Genomic DNA, 18,874 nt, shown 5'->3' on the forward strand with positions numbered 1-18,874 from the left:
CGATGCGGTGATCAGTCGCTTTGTGCGATGGCTTCGATCCTGGCCATGCCGCCAAGCTGGGGGGCAAAGCTCGCCCAAACCTTGCGGGCGCCGTCCTGCCAGCCGGCGCGGTCCTCGGCCGGCACGGTCCTGCCGCCTTCGGAAGCGGCCTTCGCCATAGAGGCGGCCTCGTCAGCCAGCATGAGCTCGTCGAAATAGGCGGTTCCCTCGGCCACAGCTGCGGCCAACGCCTCGCGGTCGGACGGCGTCAGCGCCTTCCAGAACGGCGCAGCGAACATCACGACGCCGCTAGCCCAGATATGGCCGGTCTCGATCAGGACCGGCACGACCTCATGCAGCCGGAAGCCGACATAGGCGGATTTGGTCAAGTCCATGCAGTCGACCACGCCGGTCTTCAGGGCGTTGTAGGTCTCGGGGATCGGGATCGGCGTGGGGTAAGCGCCGAAGCCGGACCAGAGCGCGGTGTGGAGCGGGCTCTGAATGACGCGAATGCGCTTGCCCTTGACGGAAGCGGGCGTCGTCAACGGCTCCTTGGCGAGGAGATGGCGGGCGCCGTAGTTGATGAAGCCCGGCACGATGAAGCCCTGCGCCTCGTAGCGCGCCTTGAGCTCGGCCCCGAGCGGGCCGGCCAGAACCCTTCCGAGATGGTCGCGATCCCGGAAAAGGAAAGGCAGGTCGAGGATCTGCCCCTCCGGCACCCAGCCGGACAAGGATGAGACTGTCGAGAGCGCCGCCTGAATGGAGCCAAGGCGTAAGCCCTCGGCGACCTCTTTTTCGCCGCCGAGCGCGGCATTGGGCACGATCCGCAGATCGAAGCGCCCCGGCGCCGTGCGCGCCAGGATCTCGGCGACGCGCCGCCAGATCCTGGTCTCCGGCTTGGCCTCTCCGAGCAGCGAGGCGACGGTGACCGGCCGGCCGGCGGCAAAGGCCCGCCCGCTTCGCAAAATAGCGGGCGCGACGAGGGAGCCGGCGGCGAACTGGCGGCGGGTGATCGGCAAGGGCGTGCCTCCTTCAGCGCTTGCCGCGAGATCGCGCGAAACGCGCCCCGCGGCAAGAGGTGCGCACGATTCAGGCCGGGAAGGCGCCCTCGAAGGCGGTCGCCGAGATCGGGTTGCGCTGGCTGGGCGTCTCCCGCGCCTGCAAGGCTTCCGGCAGCTGCGCCTTGTCGCCGGGCTTGCCGATCGCGACCGCCGCCTCGACGCGGTAGCCAGCAGGCACCTTAAACTCTGTCAGCGCACGCGCACGGTCGAAGCCGACCATGCCATGCGCCTGCCAGCCCAGCCGCACGGCCTGGAGGGCGAGATTGGCCCAGGCGGCGCCGGCATCGAAGGAATGGCTGTAGGACGGCACTTCCTCGGCCTTGCCAGGCACCGCCATGGTCTCCTTCGAGACGACAACGACAAGGGCCGCGGCGTTCTTCGCCCAGGACTGGTTGAACGCGTTGAGCAGGCCGAGCAGCGTCTGCCAGTGTGCCGTGCCACGGCGGGCGTAGACGAAGCGCCAAGGCTGGGAGTTGTAGGAGGATGGCGCCCAGCGCGCCGCCTCGAACAGTGCCTTCAGCTCAGCTTCGGAAATGACCTCGTCGGTGAAGGCGCGCGGCGACCAGCGCTCGAGAAAGAGCGAGTCGATCGCGTGATCGGCGGTGCGGCTATTGGCAATACTGGTCATCAGAAATCCTGACGGCATGAACGAAACCCGGCGCGAGATATACCACGCCTGGAGCCCTGCGGGGCCTCCGGCAGGATCGGCATGGGCGAAGGAGGGGTCAAGGAAAGGAAAAACCTTAAGAAGACCCGTTTCGGCAACGCGTTACTTGCCTGGCAGCGCGGCGGAGAACGATGCCGCTTTTGCATGGATTCCGGGGAATGCGGTGTCACTCTTGCGTGATATGCAGGGCGGACCGATCTGCCAGATCGCGGCGGCCAGCGGAGACGACGATGACGGACACCCACGAAATTGCTTCCGGCCGGCTGCGTGCGACGATCCGGGCACAGGGCGGCGAAATGATCGCGTTGTCCGATGCCAACGGGCCGCTGCTCTGGCATGGCGGGCCGGAATGGCCGCGCCATACACCCGTGCTTTTCCCCATCGTCGGGCGGCTCACCGACGACACGCTGATCCTAGGGGGCCAGTCCTATCATCTGACGCAGCACGGCTTCGCGCGCGACAGCCTGTTCCAATGGGTCGAACGAGCGGCGGACCGCGCCGTGCTGGAATTGCGGGAGAGCGCTGAGACGTTGGTACGCTACCCGTTCCGCTTCGTATTGCAGATGATCTACGAGCTCGCCGACGACAGGCTTTCGGTGACGACGCGCGTCACCAACCCGGCCGAGACGAAGCTGATCTGCGGCGTCGGCGCCCACCCCGCTTTCCTCTGGCCCTTGGCGGAGGGCATCGCGAAGGAGGCCCACCGCCTCAGCTTCATTCACGCCGAGCCCGGACCGGGCCTGGGCGTCGAAGGCGGGCTGCTCGGCGCGCCGATCCCCTTGCCTTTCGACGGCACCGAGCTGCCGCTCGCGGAGGCGCTGTTCGCCAACGATGCGATCGTGATCCCGGACGTCGCCAACAGTTCGGTGCGCTTTGCAGCCTTCGACACGGCCGGGCGCGAGGTTCGCGCCCTTACCGTGAGCTGGGAGGGCTACAAGGACCTCGGCATCTGGTCGAAGCCGACCGGCGCCCCCTTCCTCTGCATCGAACCCTGGTTCAGTATGGCGAGCCCGGCCGGCTGGCAGGGCGAGTTCGCGGAGAAGCCGGGCATCCTGACGCTGGCGCCGGGCGAAAGCCGCGACTTCGTCTGGCATGCCACGCCGCATTTCATCCCGACGGCTTCGCCAGCTTGAACGCCCCCGGCGCTATTTCTTCTCGATGTTCCAGAACAGCATGACCGGCGCCGCCAGCACGCCGGCGACATTCGTGCGGCGGGCATAGGGCTGATCGAACTGGCCGAGCACGCGATAGGGCTGCACCTCGGCAAGACGCTTGTGCAGCGCTTCGAGCGCGATCTTGCGGCTGGCGTCATCGGGCGCATCGACGAAGGCGCCGCGCAGCTTCTCGGCTTCAGCATCGCAAGGCCAGCCCGCCCAGGCGCGCTCGCAGGCCATGTTGGTGCCGATATTGGTCAAGGGCGACTGCATCGTCGCGCCAGAGGCATAGGTGACGAAGAGGTTCCAGCCACCCTGATCCGGCGGGTTCTTGTTCTGCTGGCGCGTGGTGACGGCACCCCAATCCGCGAACTGCACGTCGACATTGAAGCCGACTTCCTTCAGCGAGGCGGCCGCAACCTCGGCCATGCGGCCGATCGGCGCGATGTCGTTGCTGGTCGAGAGAACCAGCTTCTCGCCCTTGTACCCGCTTTCCTTGAGCAGTTGCCGCGCCTTCGCGAGATCGGGCTTGGCATAGCCCTCGGCACCGGCTTCGGTGCCGTTCGGGCTGCCGCAGACGAAATAGGCGTTGCAGCGCTTCCACCATTCCTCATCGCCGAAGCCGGCGGCGAGGAAATCGGCTTGATCAGTGGCATAGGCCAGAGCGAGCCGCGCCTTCGGATTGTCGAAGGGCGGGTAGAGATGGTTCGGCCGCAGCATCACCTGATTGGCGAGGTTGGAATAGCGCTCGACCTTGATCTGCTTGTTGGTGGCGATCGTCGGGATCAGATCCTGGCTCGGCTGCTCCCAGATGTCGATCTCTCCGGTCTGGAGCGCCGCGGCGGCGGTGGCGGCATCGGGCATGATCAGCCATTCGACGCGGTCGACTTTGACGACACGGCCACCTGCGAGGCCGTCGGCAGGCTCGGAGCGGGGCACATAGTCGGGATTGCGGTCGTAGACGATCTTCGAGCCGCTGCGCCATTCCTCGCGGTTGAACTTGAACGGGCCGGAGCCAATCGTCTCGGTGATCGGCTTCATCGGATCGCTCTTGGCGTCCGCCTCGCGCATGATGACCGGGATCTGGCCCACGGCCGAGCCGAGCGCGAACGGCACCAGCGCCAGCGGGCGCTTGAGCTTCAACTTGAAGGTCCTGTCGTCGACCGCCTCCATGCCTTCGGTGTACTCGCCGAGCTTGCCGCCGATGGTGTCGCGCTTCATCCAGCGGGCGAGCGAAGCGATGACGTCCTTGGTGGTCACCGGCTGGCCGTCATGAAATTTGAGGCCGGGGCGCAGCGTAAAGCTCCAGCTCAGCTTGTCCGGCGCGGTCTCGAAGCTCTCGACCATCTGCGGCTTCGGCTGGAGGTTCGAATCCCAGGCGAACAGCGTCTCGTAGATCATCAGCCCGTGCATCCGGGTGATGACGATCGAGGCTGCGACCGGGTCGAGCGTCTTGAGATCGGCATGCGGCGCGACACGCAGCACGCGGTTCGCGGCGGGCTGCGCCTGCGCTGCCGCCGGCAAGGGCAGCAGCGCAGATGCCGTCAAAAGCAGCGCGGCAGCGAAACGGGGCAGTTGCATCGGGACGTCCTCCTCAATCGTCATCGACCCAGCTGCATCGCCCACGCGGAGCGGTGTCAGCCGACGCGTTTCAGTTGCAAAATCCTTGCCCTGTGCCCGGCGACCTGCAAGCCGCCGGCGCCATCGAGCCAGAGGCAGGGCCGCGAACGCCAGGGGCCGTGCAGCAGATCGGCCAGCGCGCGGCCGTTCGGCAGCGGCGTCAGCCGTGAGACCGTGCCGCCTGAGGGCCAAGGCATCAGCGCGGTGCCGTCGGCGCGCACCTCGATCTCGGTGCCGAAATGCGGATCGCGCCAGTGGCCTACGAGCCGGGCATCGAGTGCCGTATCGGCGGGGACGCGCCGCAGCGAACGTTGCACGCCGCCGATTGGGCCGGACAGGCGGTCAGCCCCCTCCTGCCGGAGACGGATATCAAGATAGGCCGGCAGGCTGCGCAGCCCGTCGGCCCCGTCCTTCACAAGGCGCTCATAGCCGCCCATGAAGCTGATCGAATCCGGCGTGAGTTCCGCCCAGAACGGACCTTCTTCGGCGGCGAAGAGGCCGGCGGGCGCGTCGGCCGGCACGGGCAGTTCCTGCCCGAGCAGCGCCGCCAGCACCGTCATGGCCGGCCAGAGCGCTTCTTCCTCGCGATTGGTCAGCACGACCACGCCGGCGCCATAGGCCGGCGCCATCAGAAAGTGGTTGCGATAGCCCGTGAGCGAGCCGCCATGGCCGACGATCCCGATCTCGCCGAGGCGGCTGCAAACAAGCCCCAGCCGATAGACGCTCTCGCTGCCATCGGCGAAATGGCGCGGTATCGTCAGGCGTTCGAGCATGCCGGCAAGCGGTCCGCGCCCCGCCAGCAAGGCGGAGGCCCAGCCGGCAAGATCGGCAGCGGAGCCGGCGATGCCGCCCGAGGCGGAGAAGTGAAAGCCGTAATGACCGCGCCGCCAGCTTTCGCCATCACGCCAATAGCCCGTGGCAAGGCCCGGCACGATCTCCGCGCTGTCATAGGGCAGCCGGAAGGCGAGGCCGAGTTCGCCCGACAGCTCCGCGACGATGTCGGCGTAGGGCCTGCCCGTGACCCGCTCCAGAATGCGCTGGCCGAGCCGCCAGCCGGTGTTGGAATAGGCCATCTCCGTGCCTGGCTCTGCGCTCAGCGACGGGAAGCGGCAGGCGAGCGCGAAGACTTCGTCGGCGCTCAGCGTCGCCGTGAAGGGCACGCCCTGCTGCCAGAAGACCTCCATCATGTCCGGCAGGCCGGCGGTCATGTCGAGGGCGCGGCCGAGCTCTACTTCTGCGAGCGGCGCCGACAATTCGGTCAACCAGCGACCGAGCGGGGCATCGAACGGCACACCTGCGCGCAGCAACGCGATCGCCAGCACATGCTTGCTGATCGAGGCGAAGCGGTTCGGCGTCTGCGGCGTGAAGGGCAGCTGATAGTCGATGCTGGCGAGACCGCCGGCAAAGGCCTCGCGCACGCCGTCGCGATCGAACAGCACGACGGCGCCGCCGGGACCGGCCTCGCGCTGCCAGCTAGCGACAATTTCGTTCGCGCACGCAGCGGCGCGCATCCAGTCCAAAGCCATCCGGCTTGTCCTCAGGCTCGCGGGGCTTCGCCGACTAGATTGCGCAGCGCCCGCATGAAGACGCGCGCTCCGGTGTCGATCGCATCGTCCGGGAAGTCGTAATCGGGGTTGTGCAGATGGGCGGTATCGCCCGAGCCGAGCAGGAACATCGCCGACTTGGCCTTGCGGCCGAACAGGCCGAAATCCTCCGAACCGCGGGACGGCTTGGTCGGGCCGTGCGGCACCTTCTCCTCGTCCATCGCCCGGCGCAGCATCGCGACCGCCTCGGGCTCGTTCTCGCAGTGGTGGAAGATGTCGTGATAGCTCATCTCGGCGTCGAGGCTGCCGGCGGCTGCGACCTCGCGCACCAGCGCCTCGGCCTTCGCGCAGAGCGCGCCCATCTGCGCGTCGTTGACGGTGCGAAGCGTCACCCAAAGCTCGCCACGGCCGGGCGCGATGCCGAAGGCCGGCTCGCCGATCCCGGCATGCGTCACGGTGACGAGCGTGAAATTCGCGTCGAGTTCGCCGCCCGGGCCGAGCGCCGTCAGCTCGGGGATGAGGCGGGCGATGGCGGGAGCCGGCGAGCGGCCGTGCTCCGGTGTCGAGGCATGCGAAGTCTCGCCGTTGAGCACGATCCTGAGGCCGCGCGAGGCGCAGTTGGCGGCGCCTTCCGAGATGCGGGCATGGCCGACCGGGACACCCGGGCGATTATGCAGGGAGAAAGCGTAGTCCGGCGCGATCTCGGGGAATTTCGGGTCGGCGATCACGGCGGCGGCGCCGGCTCCGGTCTCTTCCGCCGGCTGGAACAGCAGGATGGCGCGGCCGCGCTTGGGCGGATTGCGGTGAAGCCCGCGTGCCAGCCCTGCGAGGATGGTCATGTGACCGTCATGGCCGCAGAGATGGCCCTTGCCGGGAATTTCGGAGCGGTGGTCGCTGGTCGAGAGCTCCTCGATCGGCAGCGCATCGAGCTCGGCGCGGATCAGCACGGTCGGGCCGGGCTCGGCGCCCTCATAGATCGCGGCGACGCCGTGGCCGCCGAGTTCGGTGACGATGCGGTCGGGCCGGGTCGGCTCCAGAAACGCGACGATGGTGGCAGCGGTCTCGCGTTCCTCGCCCGAGATCTCGGGCCTGCGATGCAGCCGATGCCTGAGATCGACGAGATCGACCATATCGCTGTTGGTCAGGAACACGGATGAGCCTCCCAGGTTGTGGCCGGCGCGTGTGCCGGCTCTTTCCCGGAGAGGTTCGACAATTCATCCGCTTCGGCAACCCGCGTCGTCGCCGGGGGCGGCATGCGCGAGCGCGATGCCGGCCAGAATCAATTGCCGAGCTCGGCCTCGACCTCTGCGTCGAAGGCCTGCGCCAGCATGGCGCGACAAGCCTCGGCCTGCGCGCGGGCGGCGTCGAGCGCGATGTGCGGCATGATTTCCGCGAGATCGCGGAGCGCAAAATCGACAGCCGAAAGCAGACCGAGCACGGGCTCGGGCGCGGCTGGTGGCTGTTGCGGGCGACGGAACGCGATGACCTGACCCATAGGCATACTCACACTGAAGGCGAATCGGCGAACAGTGTGCGGGCCCAAGCTTCAGAAAGTGGTTAACGGCAAAATTGCGGCAGAGAGACCGCGTCAACCATAACCGTGCAGGCTCGCGCCGTGGCGCTTCAGCCAGGCCTCCGCCTCCTCGGTATGCGGGCAGAGCTTGTGGGTCAGCGCCCAGAAACGATGCGAGTGGTTCATCTCCCTGAGATGCGCCACCTCATGGGCCGCGAGATAGTCGAGCACCGAGGCCGGCGCGAGAATCAGCCGCCAGGAGAAGTTCAGATGCCCCTGCGAGGAGCACGAACCCCAGCGGCTCGTGGTGTCGCGGATGGTGATCTTGCGGGCAGGGATGCCGAGCGCAGCGGTGTGGCGCCGCACCGCCTTCTCCAGATCCTCGAGCGCGAGCCGCCTGAGGAAATCCTTGACCCGGCGCGCGACATGGGCCGCCTCGCCCGCGACCGCGATGATAGGGGCGCCGTCCTTGTCCTGCGTCGCCTGCGTCAGCCCGCGGGCCTTCGACCAGTGGACGATCCGATGGGGCACGCCGCGCAGCGGCACAACCTGCCCCGGCTCGAACGGCACCGCCAACGGGCGCTTCGCGACACGCGCGGCGATCCAGCCACCATGATTCTCGGCAAAGGTACGCCCCGCAGCGAAGTCGACCCGCTCGGGCAGGGTCAGGGTGATCTCTCCAGTCGCTTGCGAGACGCGCAGCGTCATCCGCCGCGCATTGGCGCGCCGCTTGATCGATACGGGATAAAGCGTGCCGGCATGCCCGACCTCAATCCGGTCGGGGTCCGGCTGGCGCCTGAACAGGGAGATGCGCATCGCCTACGATTGTGCGGGATTCGCGAGCGATGGGAAAGAGCGGGGCTGCTGCGCCCCGTCAGCCGACGACCTTCAGAGCCTTGCGCTGCTCGTCCGCGCTCTCGCTGCGACGGCTCTTGGCCGCCTCCATGTCGAGGCTGACCATGAAATCGGAGATGCGGGGCTGGATCTCGGAGCGGAAGCGCGAGCCATTGAAAACGCCGTAATGACCCACCTTCGGCTGGAGATAATGGACGCGCTTGTCGGCGGGGATGTTGGCGCAGAGATCATGCGCCGCCTGGGTCTGTCCGACGCCGGAGATGTCGTCGTTCTCGCCCTCGACCGTCATCAGCGCGACGCGGCGGATAGCCTTGAGGTCGACAGGCTTGTCGCGATGCATCATCTCGCCCTTGGGCAAGGCGTGTTTGACGAAGACGGTGTCGACGGTCTGGAGGTAGAACTCCGCCGTCAGGTCCATCACGGCGAGATATTCGTCGTAGAACTCGCGGTGCTTCTCGGCCGAATCGCCGTCCCCGCCGACGAGATGCTTGAACATGTCGTAATGGGCGGTGACGTGGCGGTCCATGTTCATCGCCATGAAGCCCGAGAGCTGCATGAAGCCCGGATAGACCTGCCGGAACGCTCCCATATGCGGGAAGGGAACGACGGTGATGCAGTTGCGGCGGAACCAGTCCGTGCCGCGCTCCATCGCGAGCTGGTTCACGGCGGTCGGCGAGCAACGGGTATCGATCGGCCCGCCCATCAGCGTCATCGAGCGCGGAGCGCAGGGATCGCTCTCGGCCTCCATGCGGGCGATCGCGGCAATGACCGGCACGGAAGGCTGGCAGATTGCCATGACATGGGTGTCCGGCCCCAGCGTCTGCAGCATGGCGATGACGTAATCGATATAATCGTCGAGATCGAAGCGGCCCTCCGTCAGCGGCACCAGCCGCGCGTCGGTCCAGTCGGTGATGTACACCTCATGGCCGGGCAGGAAGGCCTCGACCGTGCCGCGGAGCAGCGTGGCGTAATGGCCCGACATCGGCGCCACCATCAGCACCTTCGGCTGCGGCTTGCGCCGGCCCGCGATCTTCCGGTCGAAATAGACGAGCTTGCCGAAGGGGCGTTCCCAGACGACCCGCTCCTCGACCGAGACCTTGACGCCGTTGATCGTCGTCTCGTCGAGACCGAAGGCCGGCTTGCCATAGCGACGCGTGGCGCGCTCGAACAATTCGCAGGAGGCCGCGACCGTACGCCCGAAAGGCGTATAGGTCAGCGGATTGGCCGGGTTCTTGAAGGCGAGGTGCATGGCGTCGGAGACCCCGCGCACCGGGCTCACCATCATGTGAACCGCTTCGTAGGCATGATAGGCAAACGACATTGTGTCCCCGTACATGCGATCGCGTGTCCTTCTGGCGACGCAGCAAGGAATGATGCGCCGCAATAACGCAGCTTACGTTGATTTTGTTCTCATTCAACCCAGCTAAAGGCTAAGATTCTCCTGCCATGTGGATGAAACCGTCATTCCCGCTCTCGGCGGGAGCCGCGCAGGAGGCCGATCAGCGGTGAGTGCCTCGGACCTCTCGCCACCTCTTCTCGCCCGCACGGGCCGCCATCTGCGGCTCGACACGCTGGTCAGGCTGCGCTGGCTCGCCATCGCCGGCCAAAGCGCGGCCGTCGCCGGCGTGCATTTCGGCCTCGGTTTCCCCCTGCCCTTCGGCTGGTGCTTCACGATCATCGCCGTTTCGGCCGGGCTCAATATCGCGCTGCGGGTCCGCTTTCCGCTCAGCCATCGGCTGCAGGATGGCTCGGCGACAGCGCTGCTCGGGTTCGACATCGCCCAGCTTGCGGCCCTGCTCTTCATGACCGGCGGGCTGCAGAACCCGTTCGCGATCCTGTTCCTGGCGCCAGTGATGATCTCGGCGACGGCGCTGCCGCCGGAACGCACCCTGCTGCTCGGCCTGCTGGCGATCGTCCTGGCGACCCTGCTCAGCCGCTTCCACCTCCCGCTGCCCTGGGCGGGCGAGGAACGGCCCGTGCTGCCGCCCTTCTATCAACTCGGCAACTGGGTCGCGCTCGTGCTCGGCCTCGCCTTCACCGGCATCTATGCCTGGCGAGTCGCCAAGGAGGCGCGCGATCTCTCCGACGCGCTCGCGGCGACCGAGCTCGTGCTGGCGCGCGAGCAGCACCTGTCCCAACTCGACGGGCTCGCCGCAGCAGCAGCCCATGAGCTCGGCACCCCGCTGGGCACCATCGCGCTGGTTGCCCGCGAACTCACCCGCCTCGCCCCGCCGGATGGCGAGATGGCCGAGGACATCGCACTGCTGCGCGAGCAGGTCGAACGCTGCCGCGGCATTCTCGGCAAGCTCTCCAGCCTGCAGGACGACGATGCCGGCCCGCTGGACCAGCTGACGCTCAGGCTGCTGATCGAGGAAGCGGCCGGGCCGCAGCGGCCCTTCGGCGTGCCCTTCGAGATCAGCATGACCGGCGACAAGCCGGAACCGGTCTGCCGGCGCAACCCCGGCATGATCTACGGACTCGGCAACATCGTCGACAATGCGGTCGATTTCGCACGCTCCACCGTCGCCATCACGGCCGAATGGACGCAAAGCCGCGTCGTGCTGACGATCGCCGACGACGGCCCGGGCTTCCCGCCGGATGTGCTGATGCGGGCGGGCGAGCCTTATCTGTCGCGGGGCTCGGCAGAGAACCGTGCCGGCGGCGGGCTCGGGCTCGGCCTCTTCATCGCCAAGACGCTGCTCGAACGCGGCGGCGCGACGCTGGAGTTCTCGAATCGCCCTGCCCCTTCGAGCGGCGCCTCGATCCGCATCGTCTGGCCCCGCGACATTTTTGAAGCGGACCTGCCCGCCATGGGGGGTACCAAGCTGGAAGCATCGGCATTACATGAGCTTAGCTGACCGCAAGCCCGAACGGGCGTGCGGCCGGCGTTTCGAAACCTCACTTCGCGCCACCGCAGCGCGCATGGACAAGCGGTCAGGAGATCAAAATGCAGGACGCGCCGAGCGAGACCGACAGGCCCGAAAACACGGACATGTCGTTGCTGCTGGTCGATGACGACAAACCATTCCTCACCCGCCTCGCCCGCGCCATGGAAGGCCGCGGCTATATCGTTCGCACGGCCGACAGCGTCGCCGCCGGAATCGCGGCGGTCGAGCAGGCCGCACCCGCCTTCGCGGTGATCGATCTGCGTCTCGGTGACGGCAATGGGCTCGACGTGATCGCTCGGCTCAAGGAGCGCCGGCCGGGAGCCCGCGGGGTGGTGCTGACCGGCTATGGCAACATCGCCACCGCTGTCAGCGCCGTGAAACTCGGCGCCTTCGACTTCCTCGCCAAGCCGGCCGATGCCGACGAGATCCATGCCGCACTTGCCGCCGCGCGCGACGCCCGGCCCCAGCCGCCGGAAAACCCGATGTCGGCGGATCGCGTGCGCTGGGAGCATATCCAGCGCGTCTACGAGCTGTGCAGCCGCAATGTCTCGGAGACGGCGCGCCGCCTCGGCATGCACCGGCGCACGCTGCAGCGCATCCTGGCCAAACGCGCTCCACGCTGATTCGACGACCTACAGAAGAAAGCCCGCCGGATGGCATGTCCGGCAGGCTTTCGCTTGTTCGTGAGTTTTCCCTGCCTCAGGTCGCGCAGGCGGGAACGATGCGGGCCGCGCGCCGGTCGAGCGCCACCGCGAAGACGGCGAGGCCGAGCGCGACCAGCGGAACCACCGCCGCGATCGGCGCGATGGCGCCATAGCCCAGTCCCTGCGTGATGACCGCGCCGCCAAGCCAGGCGCCGAAGGCATTGCCGAGGTTGAAGGCGGCGATGTTCAGGCTCGATGCCAGCCCCTGCCCGGCGCCACCGGCCTGCTGCAGCACCCACATCTGCAGCGGCGCGACGGTGGCGAAGGCGGCTGCGCCCAGGGCGAAGGCCGCGATGACGGCGCCGATCCGGCTGTGGAACCCGAAGGTCGAGGCGAACATCACCGCGGTCAGCAGCGCGATGGTTCCGATCAGGGCCGGTGCCAGAGCCCGGTCGGCCCAGCGCCCGCCGAGCAGGTTGCCGATGACGAGCCCGGCGCCGAAGACGAGCAGGATCGGCGAGATCGCCCCCTCGCTGTAACCGGCGAGCTCGACGAGGATCGGCTGGATGAAGGTGAAGACCGCGAAGATGCCGCCGAAGCCCAGCACGGTCATGACCAGGCCGAGCTGGACCTGCGGCCGCGTCAGAACCTTGAACTCCTCGGCAAGCGAGCCGGGGATGACGCGTTCGCGGTCCGCGGGGACGAGCGCGGCAAGGACGACCAAGGCGACAAGGCCGATGGCGGTCACGGCCCAGAAGGTCGAGCGCCAGCCGAAGGCGAGGCCGAGCCAGGAGCCGAAGGGCACGCCGAGCAGCGTCGCAAGTGTGAGCCCGGTGAACATCAGGGCGATGGCCGAAGCCTTGCGTTCCGGCGCGACGAGGCTCGTGGCGACAAGCGAGCCGACGCCGAAGAAGGTGCCGTGCGCCAGCGCGGTGACGATGCGGGCCGACATCAGCCAGGCGAAGCTCGGCGCCAGTGCGGCGGCGAGGTTGCCTAGGGTGAAGATCGCCATCAGCACCAGCAGCGTCGTCTTGCGGGGGAGAGAGCGTGTCGCGATCGTCAGGATGGGCGCGCCGACGAAGACGCCGAGCGCATAGCCGGTCATCAGCAGGCCCGCTAGCGGCACGCTGACGCCGAGATCGTCGGAGACCTGCAGCAGCAGGCCCATGATCACGAATTCGGTGACGCCGATGCCGAAGGCACCGACGGTAAGGGCATAAAGGGCAACGGGCATGGGATGCCTCCGGGAACTTGTTCGGGCCCGGAGATAGCGCCGCGAAGGCTTGTGAATTAGACTACAGCAAAGATCAGCAATTGTGAGTTGAATTCACGATGCCGCGCTCCGAGATCAACCGTTCCGGCGAAATGGAAGTCTTCGCCCGCGTCGTCGAGCTCGGCGGCTTCTCGCCGGCGGCGCGTGCGCTCAGAATGACTCCCTCGGCGGTCAGCAAGCTCGTCGCGCGGCTGGAGGCGCGGCTCGGCGTCCGGCTGATCGTACGCTCGACCCGCAAATTCATGCTGACCGAGGAAGGCACGACATTTCATGAGCGGACGCTTCGCGTACTCGCCGAACTCGACGAGGCGGAGCGGGCGGTCGCGGCCTGCCAGATCCCGCGCGGCCGGCTGCGCGTCAACGCCAATGTCGCGGTCGGCTGGCATTTCCTGCTGCCGCTGGCACCGCGCTTCATGGCGGCCCATCCCGGCGTGCAGCTCGACATCACCATCACCGATCAGGTCATCGACCTGGTGGATGAACGCGCCGACGTCGCGATCCGCGTCGGGCCCATGCGCCCATCGCAACTGATCGCGCGCAAGCTCGGCGAGAGCCCGACGGTCATCGTCGGCGCCCCGTCGTATCTGGCACGGCATTCGGCGCCGTCGTCGCCGGCCGACCTCGCCGCGCACGACCTGATCACCTTCAACTTCGCGCGCCTCCGCGACGAATGGCCGTTCAGAATCGACGGCAAACGGGTCTACCTGCCGATGCATGGCAAAGTGCTGATCGGTGATGGCGAGAGCGCCCGGCGCCTGGCCGTCGCGGGCCAGGGCCTCACCAGGCTGGCGCTATTCCACGTCGCCGCCGACATCGACTCAGGCGCCCTCGTGCCCGTGCTGCAGGAGTTCAACCCCGGCGATGTCGAGGAGATCAACGCCGTCTATGTCGGCCATGGCGGGCGTCTGCCCGCCCGGGTACGCGCCTTCATCGATTTCCTGGTCGCCGAAATCGACCTGCGCCGTTTCGCCAAGCCACTGGAGCCGGCAAAGGCCCAAGCAAAGCGGGAAGCCGTCTCAATCTGAGCCGACCGGGTCCTCGATCAATGCGAGCCGGCCCGAGGCCAGCCGCGCCAGCGCGATGGTCAGCATCTTGCGGCGCGCCGGGCTCAAGGGATGGCGCGGCGGCTCGCGCAGCAGCTCGCCGCCATAGGCATCGGCGACGATCAGACCGACATCGTCGGGCAGGATCTCGCGCGGGAACTCAGGCGCGACCGCGAAGAGGAAGCCGTCGCAATAGTCGCGATAATCCGGCCATTTGCCGTCGACGCGGTAGTCGGCAATGCCGGACTTGACCTCGACGACCCAGAGCTCGCCCGACGGCGACAGGGCGACGATGTCGCCGCGCCGGCCATTGGCGAAGGTCATCTCCTTGACGATGGCATAGCCGCGCTCGCGCAGATGGCGGGCGGCGCCGCGGCAGACCATGCGCGTGATGTCGGGCCGGGCGGGCGATGGGTTGAGAACGGAATCCTGAAGGGACATCCGGTCATGTTCCCTCTTTGTTTCCGAATTTGCAAGCCTCGACCGCCGGTCTAGGGCAGGTTCTCGCGCAGGATGATCTCGATGCTCGGGGCCGCCGTTCCCTCCAGGGCAGGTCGCCCTGCCCGCAGATTGGCGAAGATCGCGATGCAGCTCATCAGCGCCGCATGCGGATGCTGGGTGATGACGGCGTCCATCGTGCCGTCAAGCAGGAGCACGCGAGTCTCGGGCGTCAAGCCATGGCCGACGAAGACGATCTCCTGCTGGCGGCCGACCTCCTTGAGCGCGCGGGCAATGCCCTCCGGCCCGCCGCCGATGTTGTAGATGCCGGCAAGATCCGGGTGCTTGCCCAGCAGGGCCTTGGCCTGGCGATAATTGCGCCCTTCATCGTCCAGCCCTTCGCGCAGCCCGACCACCTCGATTTGGGGAAACATCTCCTCGAAGAGATGGAGGAAGCCCATCTCTCGCTCCTCATGGGCGCGATAGCTCAGGCTGCCGGCGATCATCGCGACCTTGGCCGGGCGCTTGCCGATGAAGCGGGCGACGAGATAACCGGCCGTGCGGCCGGTCGAACGGTTGTCGAGCCCGACATAGGCGGCGCGGCGCGAATTGGCGACGTCGGAGATCAGCGTCACCGTGGGCACGCCGCGCTCGGCCAGCGTGTTGACCGCCTCGCGCACGGCTGGGTGCTCCAGCGCCATGAAGGCGATGCCATCGACATCGCGCCCGATCTGCCGGAGCTGCTGGGCCAGCAGCTCGGGCTTGAAGCTCTCGATGAACTCGACGCGGGCGCGCATATTGAACGAGGCGAGCTGGTCCTGCGCCGCCGCGATATGGCGCCCGAGCATGGCCAGGAAGCGATTGCTGCCGGCCGGCAGGAGGAAGGCGAGCCGCATCGGCGTCAGGGCCTGCGCCGGCAGGCTGGAATCGAGGACGTAACCGAGCTCGCTCGCCGCCTTCAGGACGCGCTGCACGGTCACGGCGCGTACGCCGGGGCGCTGGTTGAGCACCCGGTCGACCGTCGCGGTCGAGGCGCCCGACAGCGCCGCCACATCGGCGATGCGCGCCATCCGGCGGCGTTGCAGCCCGTCTGCAGCCTTCGAATCACTCATGGAGCAGCATCAAAAACCATCAATAATTGAGTTTGACGACCATCATTCCTGCTTTCTACTCTTGAGGCAAGAAGACCTCAAACAAATCAAATCGCATCAGCGATATCGGGAGGACCACCATGACGAACTTCACGCGCCGCACGGTGCTGCGCACGCTGGCCGCCGCCCCCGCCGCCTCGCTCATCGGCATGCCGCACATCGCGCGCGCCGCCGAGATCGAGCTGAAATACGGCAACAACCTGCCGCTCAGCCACCCGCTCAACATCCGCGCCCAGGAAGCGGCCGAGCGCGTGGCGAAGGAGACGAACGGCCGGGTCGAGATCAAGATCTTCCCGAACAACCAGCTCGGCGGCGACACCGACATGCTGAGCCAGGTGCGCAATGGCGGCATCACCTTCTTCACGCCCTCCGCGCTCGTCATCGCGACGCTGGTGCCGGTCGCGGCGATCAACGCGGTCGGCTTCGCCTTCGCCGATTACGATCAGGTCTGGAAGGCGATGGACGGCAAGCTCGGCGCCCATGTCCGTGACGCCATCTCCAAGGTGAACCTCTATGCCTTCGAGAAGATGTGGGACAACGGCTTCCGCCAGATGACCACCTCGGGCAAGGCGATCGAATCGGCCAAGGAAATGGCCGGCCTGAAGATCCGCGTGCCGGTGAGCCCGCTCTCGATCTCGATGTTCAAGGCGCTCGACGCCGCCCCGGCGAGCCTGCAGTTCTCGGAAGTCTATTCGGCGTTGCAGACCAGGGTCGTCGACGCGCAGGAGAACCCGCTGCCGATCATCCAGGTCGCCAAGCTCTACGAGGTGCAGAAGAGCTGCGCCGTCTCCAACCATATCTGGGACGGTTTCTGGTTCATCGCCAACGGACGCGCCTGGCGCGGCCTGTCGGCCGACATCCAGACGATCGTCGCCAATGCGATCAACGATGCCGGCGTCGCCCAGCGCGGCGACATCAAGAAACTCAACGAAACCGTGCAGGCGGACCTGCAATCGAAGGGCCTCGCCTTCAACAAGACCGACCCCGAATCCTTCCGCGCCAAGCTGCGCGATTCCGGCTTCTACAAGGAGTGGCAGGAGCGCTTCGGAGCGGAGGCCTGGAGCCTGCTCGAAGGCGCCGTCGGCAAGCTGGCCTGAGGAATGCGGGCGGGCCTATAAGGCACCCAACGCATAAAACAGGAAACGCCCCGATGGATGTTCACAGCGCGACCCTTCCCGCTGCCGCCATGCCCACGACCGGGATCGGCCGCTTCGCAGGCCATCTCGACCGCGTGCTGGGCGGGTTGGTCGAGACGGCGGCGGCAGTGCTGGTGCTGGTCGAGATCATCATCCTCGGGGCGGGCGTGGCGGCCCGCTACGTTTTCCATGCACCGCTCGTCTGGTCGGACGAGCTCGCCTCGATCCTGTTCCTGTGGCTGTCGATGCTCGGCGCCGTCGTGGCGCTGCGGCGCGGCGAGCATATGCGGATGACCGGCCTCGTCAGCCGCGTCTCGCCGCCGACGCGGGCGCTGCTGGAGGCGGTCGCGATCACCGCCTCCATCGCCTTCCTGCTGCTGATCATCCCGCATGCGATCGAGTATGCGCAGGAGGAGAGCTTCATCGTTACCCCGGCGCTGGAGATCACCAATGCCTGGCGGGCAGCGGCGATTCCGGTCGGCGTCGGGCTGATGCTGATCGCGGCGGGTTGCCGGCTGCTGCGCTTCGGCTCGCTGAAGCCGGTGCTCATGGCGATCGGGCTGACGGCGCTGCTCGTGCTGCTGTTCTGGCTCATCGGGCCGATGCTGAAGCCGCTTGGCAAGCTCAACCTGATCGTCTTCTTCGTCGGCGTCGTCGCACTCAACGTCTTCTCCGGTGTGCCGATCGCCTTCTCCTTCGCGCTCGCCACCTTCGGTTACCTCGCCTGTACGACGTCGACGCCGATGCTCGTCATGGTCGGCCGGCTCGACGAGGGCATGAGCCATCTCATCCTGCTCGCCGTGCCGCTCTTCATCTTCTTGGGCGCGCTGATCGAGATGACCGGCATGGCGCGCGCCATGATCCAGTTCCTGGCGAGCCTGCTCGGCCATGTCCGGGGCGGCCTGTCCTATGTGCTGGTCGGCGCGATGTATCTGGTCTCCGGCATTTCCGGCTCGAAGATCGCCGACATGGCGGCGATCGCGCCGGTTCTCTTCCCCGAGATGAAGAAGCGCGGCGCCAAGCCCGGCGACCTCGTCGCCCTGCTTTCGGCGACTGGCGCGCAGACCGAGACGATCCCGCCCTCGATCGTGCTGATCACCATCGGCTCGGTGACCGGCGTCTCGATCGCGGCGCTGTTCACCGGCGGCATGCTGCCCGCCGTGGTGCTGGGCGCGGCGCTCTGCTTCGTGGTCTGGTGGCGCTGCCGCGGCGAAGACCTCAGCAACGTCACCCGCTTCTCCAAGCGCGAGATCGCCAAGCTTGCCCTGATCGCGGCCCCGGCCATCGCCCTGCCCTTCGTCATCCGCGCCGCGGTGGTCGAGGGCGTGGCGACAGCCACGGAAGTCTCCACCATCGGCATCGCCTATGCGGTGCTGGCCGGCATCCTGCTCTATCGCCAGTTCGATTGGCGCCGGCTGCCGCGGATGCTGGTCGAAACGGCCTCGCTCACCGGCGCCATCATCTTCATCATCGGCTGCGCCACCGCGATGGCCTGGGGCCTGACGCAATCCGGCTTCTCGCGCGACCTCGCCCAGATGATGGCGGCCGTGCCGGGCGGAAGCTGGGGCTTCCTCGCCATCTCGATCGTCGCCTTCACCATCCTCGGCAGCGTGCTTGAGGGCATCCCCGCGATCGTGCTGTTCGGGCCGCTGGTCTTCCCGATCGCCAAGCAGGTCGGTGTGCATGAGGTGCACTATTCGATGGTCGTGATCTTCGCGATGGGCATCGGGCTTTTCGCCCCGCCCTTCGGCGTCGGCTATTACGGGGCCTGCGCGATCAGCAAGATCAATCCCGACGAAGGCCTGAAATACATCTGGGGCTACATCCTCGCCCTGCTCATCGGCCTCGTCGTCGTCGCTGCCGTGCCGTGGATCTCCATCGGCTTCCTCAGAACCTGATACTCAGAAA

General features: G+C 67.2%; 17 protein-coding genes. 6 read left to right on the top strand and 11 right to left on the bottom strand.

What is annotated here, in order from left to right; all coding sequences use genetic code 11:
* Positions 1-11 precede the first annotated feature (11 nt).
* Positions 12-998 carry a TRAP transporter substrate-binding protein gene (locus tag AB4Z16_RS01030; RefSeq protein ID WP_441509463.1) on the bottom strand — a complete coding sequence of 329 codons (987 nt, stop codon included), beginning with the start codon at positions 996-998 and terminating at the stop codon, positions 12-14.
* 70 nt (positions 999-1,068) lie between these two features.
* On the bottom strand, positions 1,069-1,668 hold the full coding sequence (locus tag AB4Z16_RS01035) for a nitroreductase family protein (protein ID WP_441509464.1): 600 nt from the start codon (positions 1,666-1,668) through the stop codon (positions 1,069-1,071).
* A gap of 269 nt (positions 1,669-1,937) precedes the next feature.
* Here AB4Z16_RS01035 and AB4Z16_RS01040 point away from each other — a divergent pair, with 269 nt between their 5' ends.
* Positions 1,938-2,840, top strand: a complete 903-nt coding sequence (locus AB4Z16_RS01040) for an aldose 1-epimerase family protein (RefSeq protein ID WP_441509465.1) — start codon at positions 1,938-1,940, stop codon at positions 2,838-2,840.
* A 12-nt stretch (positions 2,841-2,852) separates the two neighbouring features.
* Here the strand turns inward: AB4Z16_RS01040 and AB4Z16_RS01045 are convergent, their stop codons facing one another.
* The 6 genes from AB4Z16_RS01045 to AB4Z16_RS01070 form a co-directional block, all read right to left on the bottom strand.
* Positions 2,853-4,442, bottom strand: coding sequence for an ABC transporter substrate-binding protein (locus tag AB4Z16_RS01045; RefSeq protein WP_441509466.1), 1,590 nt, complete (start codon positions 4,440-4,442; stop codon positions 2,853-2,855).
* A gap of 56 nt (positions 4,443-4,498) precedes the next feature.
* Positions 4,499-6,007 carry a serine hydrolase domain-containing protein gene (locus AB4Z16_RS01050; RefSeq protein WP_441509467.1) on the bottom strand — a complete coding sequence of 503 codons (1,509 nt, stop codon included), beginning with the start codon at positions 6,005-6,007 and terminating at the stop codon, positions 4,499-4,501.
* An 11-nt stretch (positions 6,008-6,018) separates the two neighbouring features.
* The gene (locus AB4Z16_RS01055) at positions 6,019-7,176 is read right to left on the bottom strand and encodes an amidohydrolase (RefSeq protein WP_441509468.1); all 1,158 of its coding nucleotides are present in this window, start codon (positions 7,174-7,176) and stop codon (positions 6,019-6,021) included.
* 128 nt (positions 7,177-7,304) lie between these two features.
* Entirely contained in the window at positions 7,305-7,520 is a 216-nt protein-coding gene (locus AB4Z16_RS01060; RefSeq protein WP_441509469.1) for a hypothetical protein, read from the bottom strand.
* 93 nt (positions 7,521-7,613) lie between these two features.
* Positions 7,614-8,354, bottom strand: a complete 741-nt coding sequence (locus AB4Z16_RS01065) for a M48 family metallopeptidase (RefSeq protein WP_441509470.1) — start codon at positions 8,352-8,354, stop codon at positions 7,614-7,616.
* Between the two features lie 58 nt (positions 8,355-8,412).
* Positions 8,413-9,714, bottom strand: a complete 1,302-nt coding sequence (locus AB4Z16_RS01070) for a polyhydroxyalkanoate depolymerase (RefSeq protein WP_441510098.1) — start codon at positions 9,712-9,714, stop codon at positions 8,413-8,415.
* Between the two features lie 184 nt (positions 9,715-9,898).
* Between AB4Z16_RS01070 and AB4Z16_RS01075 the strand changes: the two genes are divergently transcribed.
* Both AB4Z16_RS01075 and AB4Z16_RS01080 read left to right on the top strand, forming a co-directional pair.
* A complete protein-coding gene (locus tag AB4Z16_RS01075) occupies positions 9,899-11,251 on the top strand; it encodes an ActS/PrrB/RegB family redox-sensitive histidine kinase (protein WP_441509471.1) in 1,353 nt (450 codons plus the stop codon).
* A gap of 89 nt (positions 11,252-11,340) precedes the next feature.
* Positions 11,341-11,904 carry an ActR/PrrA/RegA family redox response regulator transcription factor gene (locus AB4Z16_RS01080; protein ID WP_441509472.1) on the top strand — a complete coding sequence of 188 codons (564 nt, stop codon included), beginning with the start codon at positions 11,341-11,343 and terminating at the stop codon, positions 11,902-11,904.
* Positions 11,905-11,980: 76 nt separating this feature from the next.
* Here AB4Z16_RS01080 and AB4Z16_RS01085 read toward each other — a convergent pair whose 3' ends face one another.
* The gene (locus tag AB4Z16_RS01085; protein WP_441509473.1) at positions 11,981-13,159 is read right to left on the bottom strand and encodes an MFS transporter; all 1,179 of its coding nucleotides are present in this window, start codon (positions 13,157-13,159) and stop codon (positions 11,981-11,983) included.
* Positions 13,160-13,257: 98 nt separating this feature from the next.
* On the opposite strand from AB4Z16_RS01085, the gene AB4Z16_RS01090 reads away from it, so the two are divergent.
* Positions 13,258-14,223, top strand: coding sequence for a LysR family transcriptional regulator (locus tag AB4Z16_RS01090; protein WP_441509474.1), 966 nt, complete (start codon positions 13,258-13,260; stop codon positions 14,221-14,223).
* On the opposite strand, the gene AB4Z16_RS01095 is transcribed toward AB4Z16_RS01090, so the two are convergent.
* Together AB4Z16_RS01095 and AB4Z16_RS01100 are read right to left on the bottom strand one after the other, a co-directional pair.
* On the bottom strand, positions 14,215-14,682 hold the full coding sequence (locus AB4Z16_RS01095) for an MmcB family DNA repair protein (protein WP_441509475.1): 468 nt from the start codon (positions 14,680-14,682) through the stop codon (positions 14,215-14,217). The genes AB4Z16_RS01090 and AB4Z16_RS01095 overlap by 9 nt on opposite strands.
* A 50-nt stretch (positions 14,683-14,732) precedes the next feature.
* A complete protein-coding gene (locus tag AB4Z16_RS01100) occupies positions 14,733-15,791 on the bottom strand; it encodes a LacI family DNA-binding transcriptional regulator (RefSeq protein ID WP_441509476.1) in 1,059 nt (352 codons plus the stop codon).
* 119 nt (positions 15,792-15,910) lie between these two features.
* Here AB4Z16_RS01100 and AB4Z16_RS01105 point away from each other — a divergent pair, with 119 nt between their 5' ends.
* Together AB4Z16_RS01105 and AB4Z16_RS01110 are read left to right on the top strand one after the other, a co-directional pair.
* Positions 15,911-16,927, top strand: a complete 1,017-nt coding sequence (locus tag AB4Z16_RS01105; RefSeq protein ID WP_441509477.1) for a TRAP transporter substrate-binding protein — start codon at positions 15,911-15,913, stop codon at positions 16,925-16,927.
* An 89-nt stretch (positions 16,928-17,016) separates the two neighbouring features.
* Positions 17,017-18,864, top strand: a complete 1,848-nt coding sequence (locus AB4Z16_RS01110) for a TRAP transporter large permease (RefSeq protein ID WP_441510099.1) — start codon at positions 17,017-17,019, stop codon at positions 18,862-18,864.
* Positions 18,865-18,874: the final 10 nt, after the last annotated feature.

Source organism: Allobosea sp. TAF32 (assembly GCF_052113585.1).
In the GTDB taxonomy this organism is placed as follows: domain Bacteria; phylum Pseudomonadota; class Alphaproteobacteria; order Rhizobiales; family Beijerinckiaceae; genus Allobosea.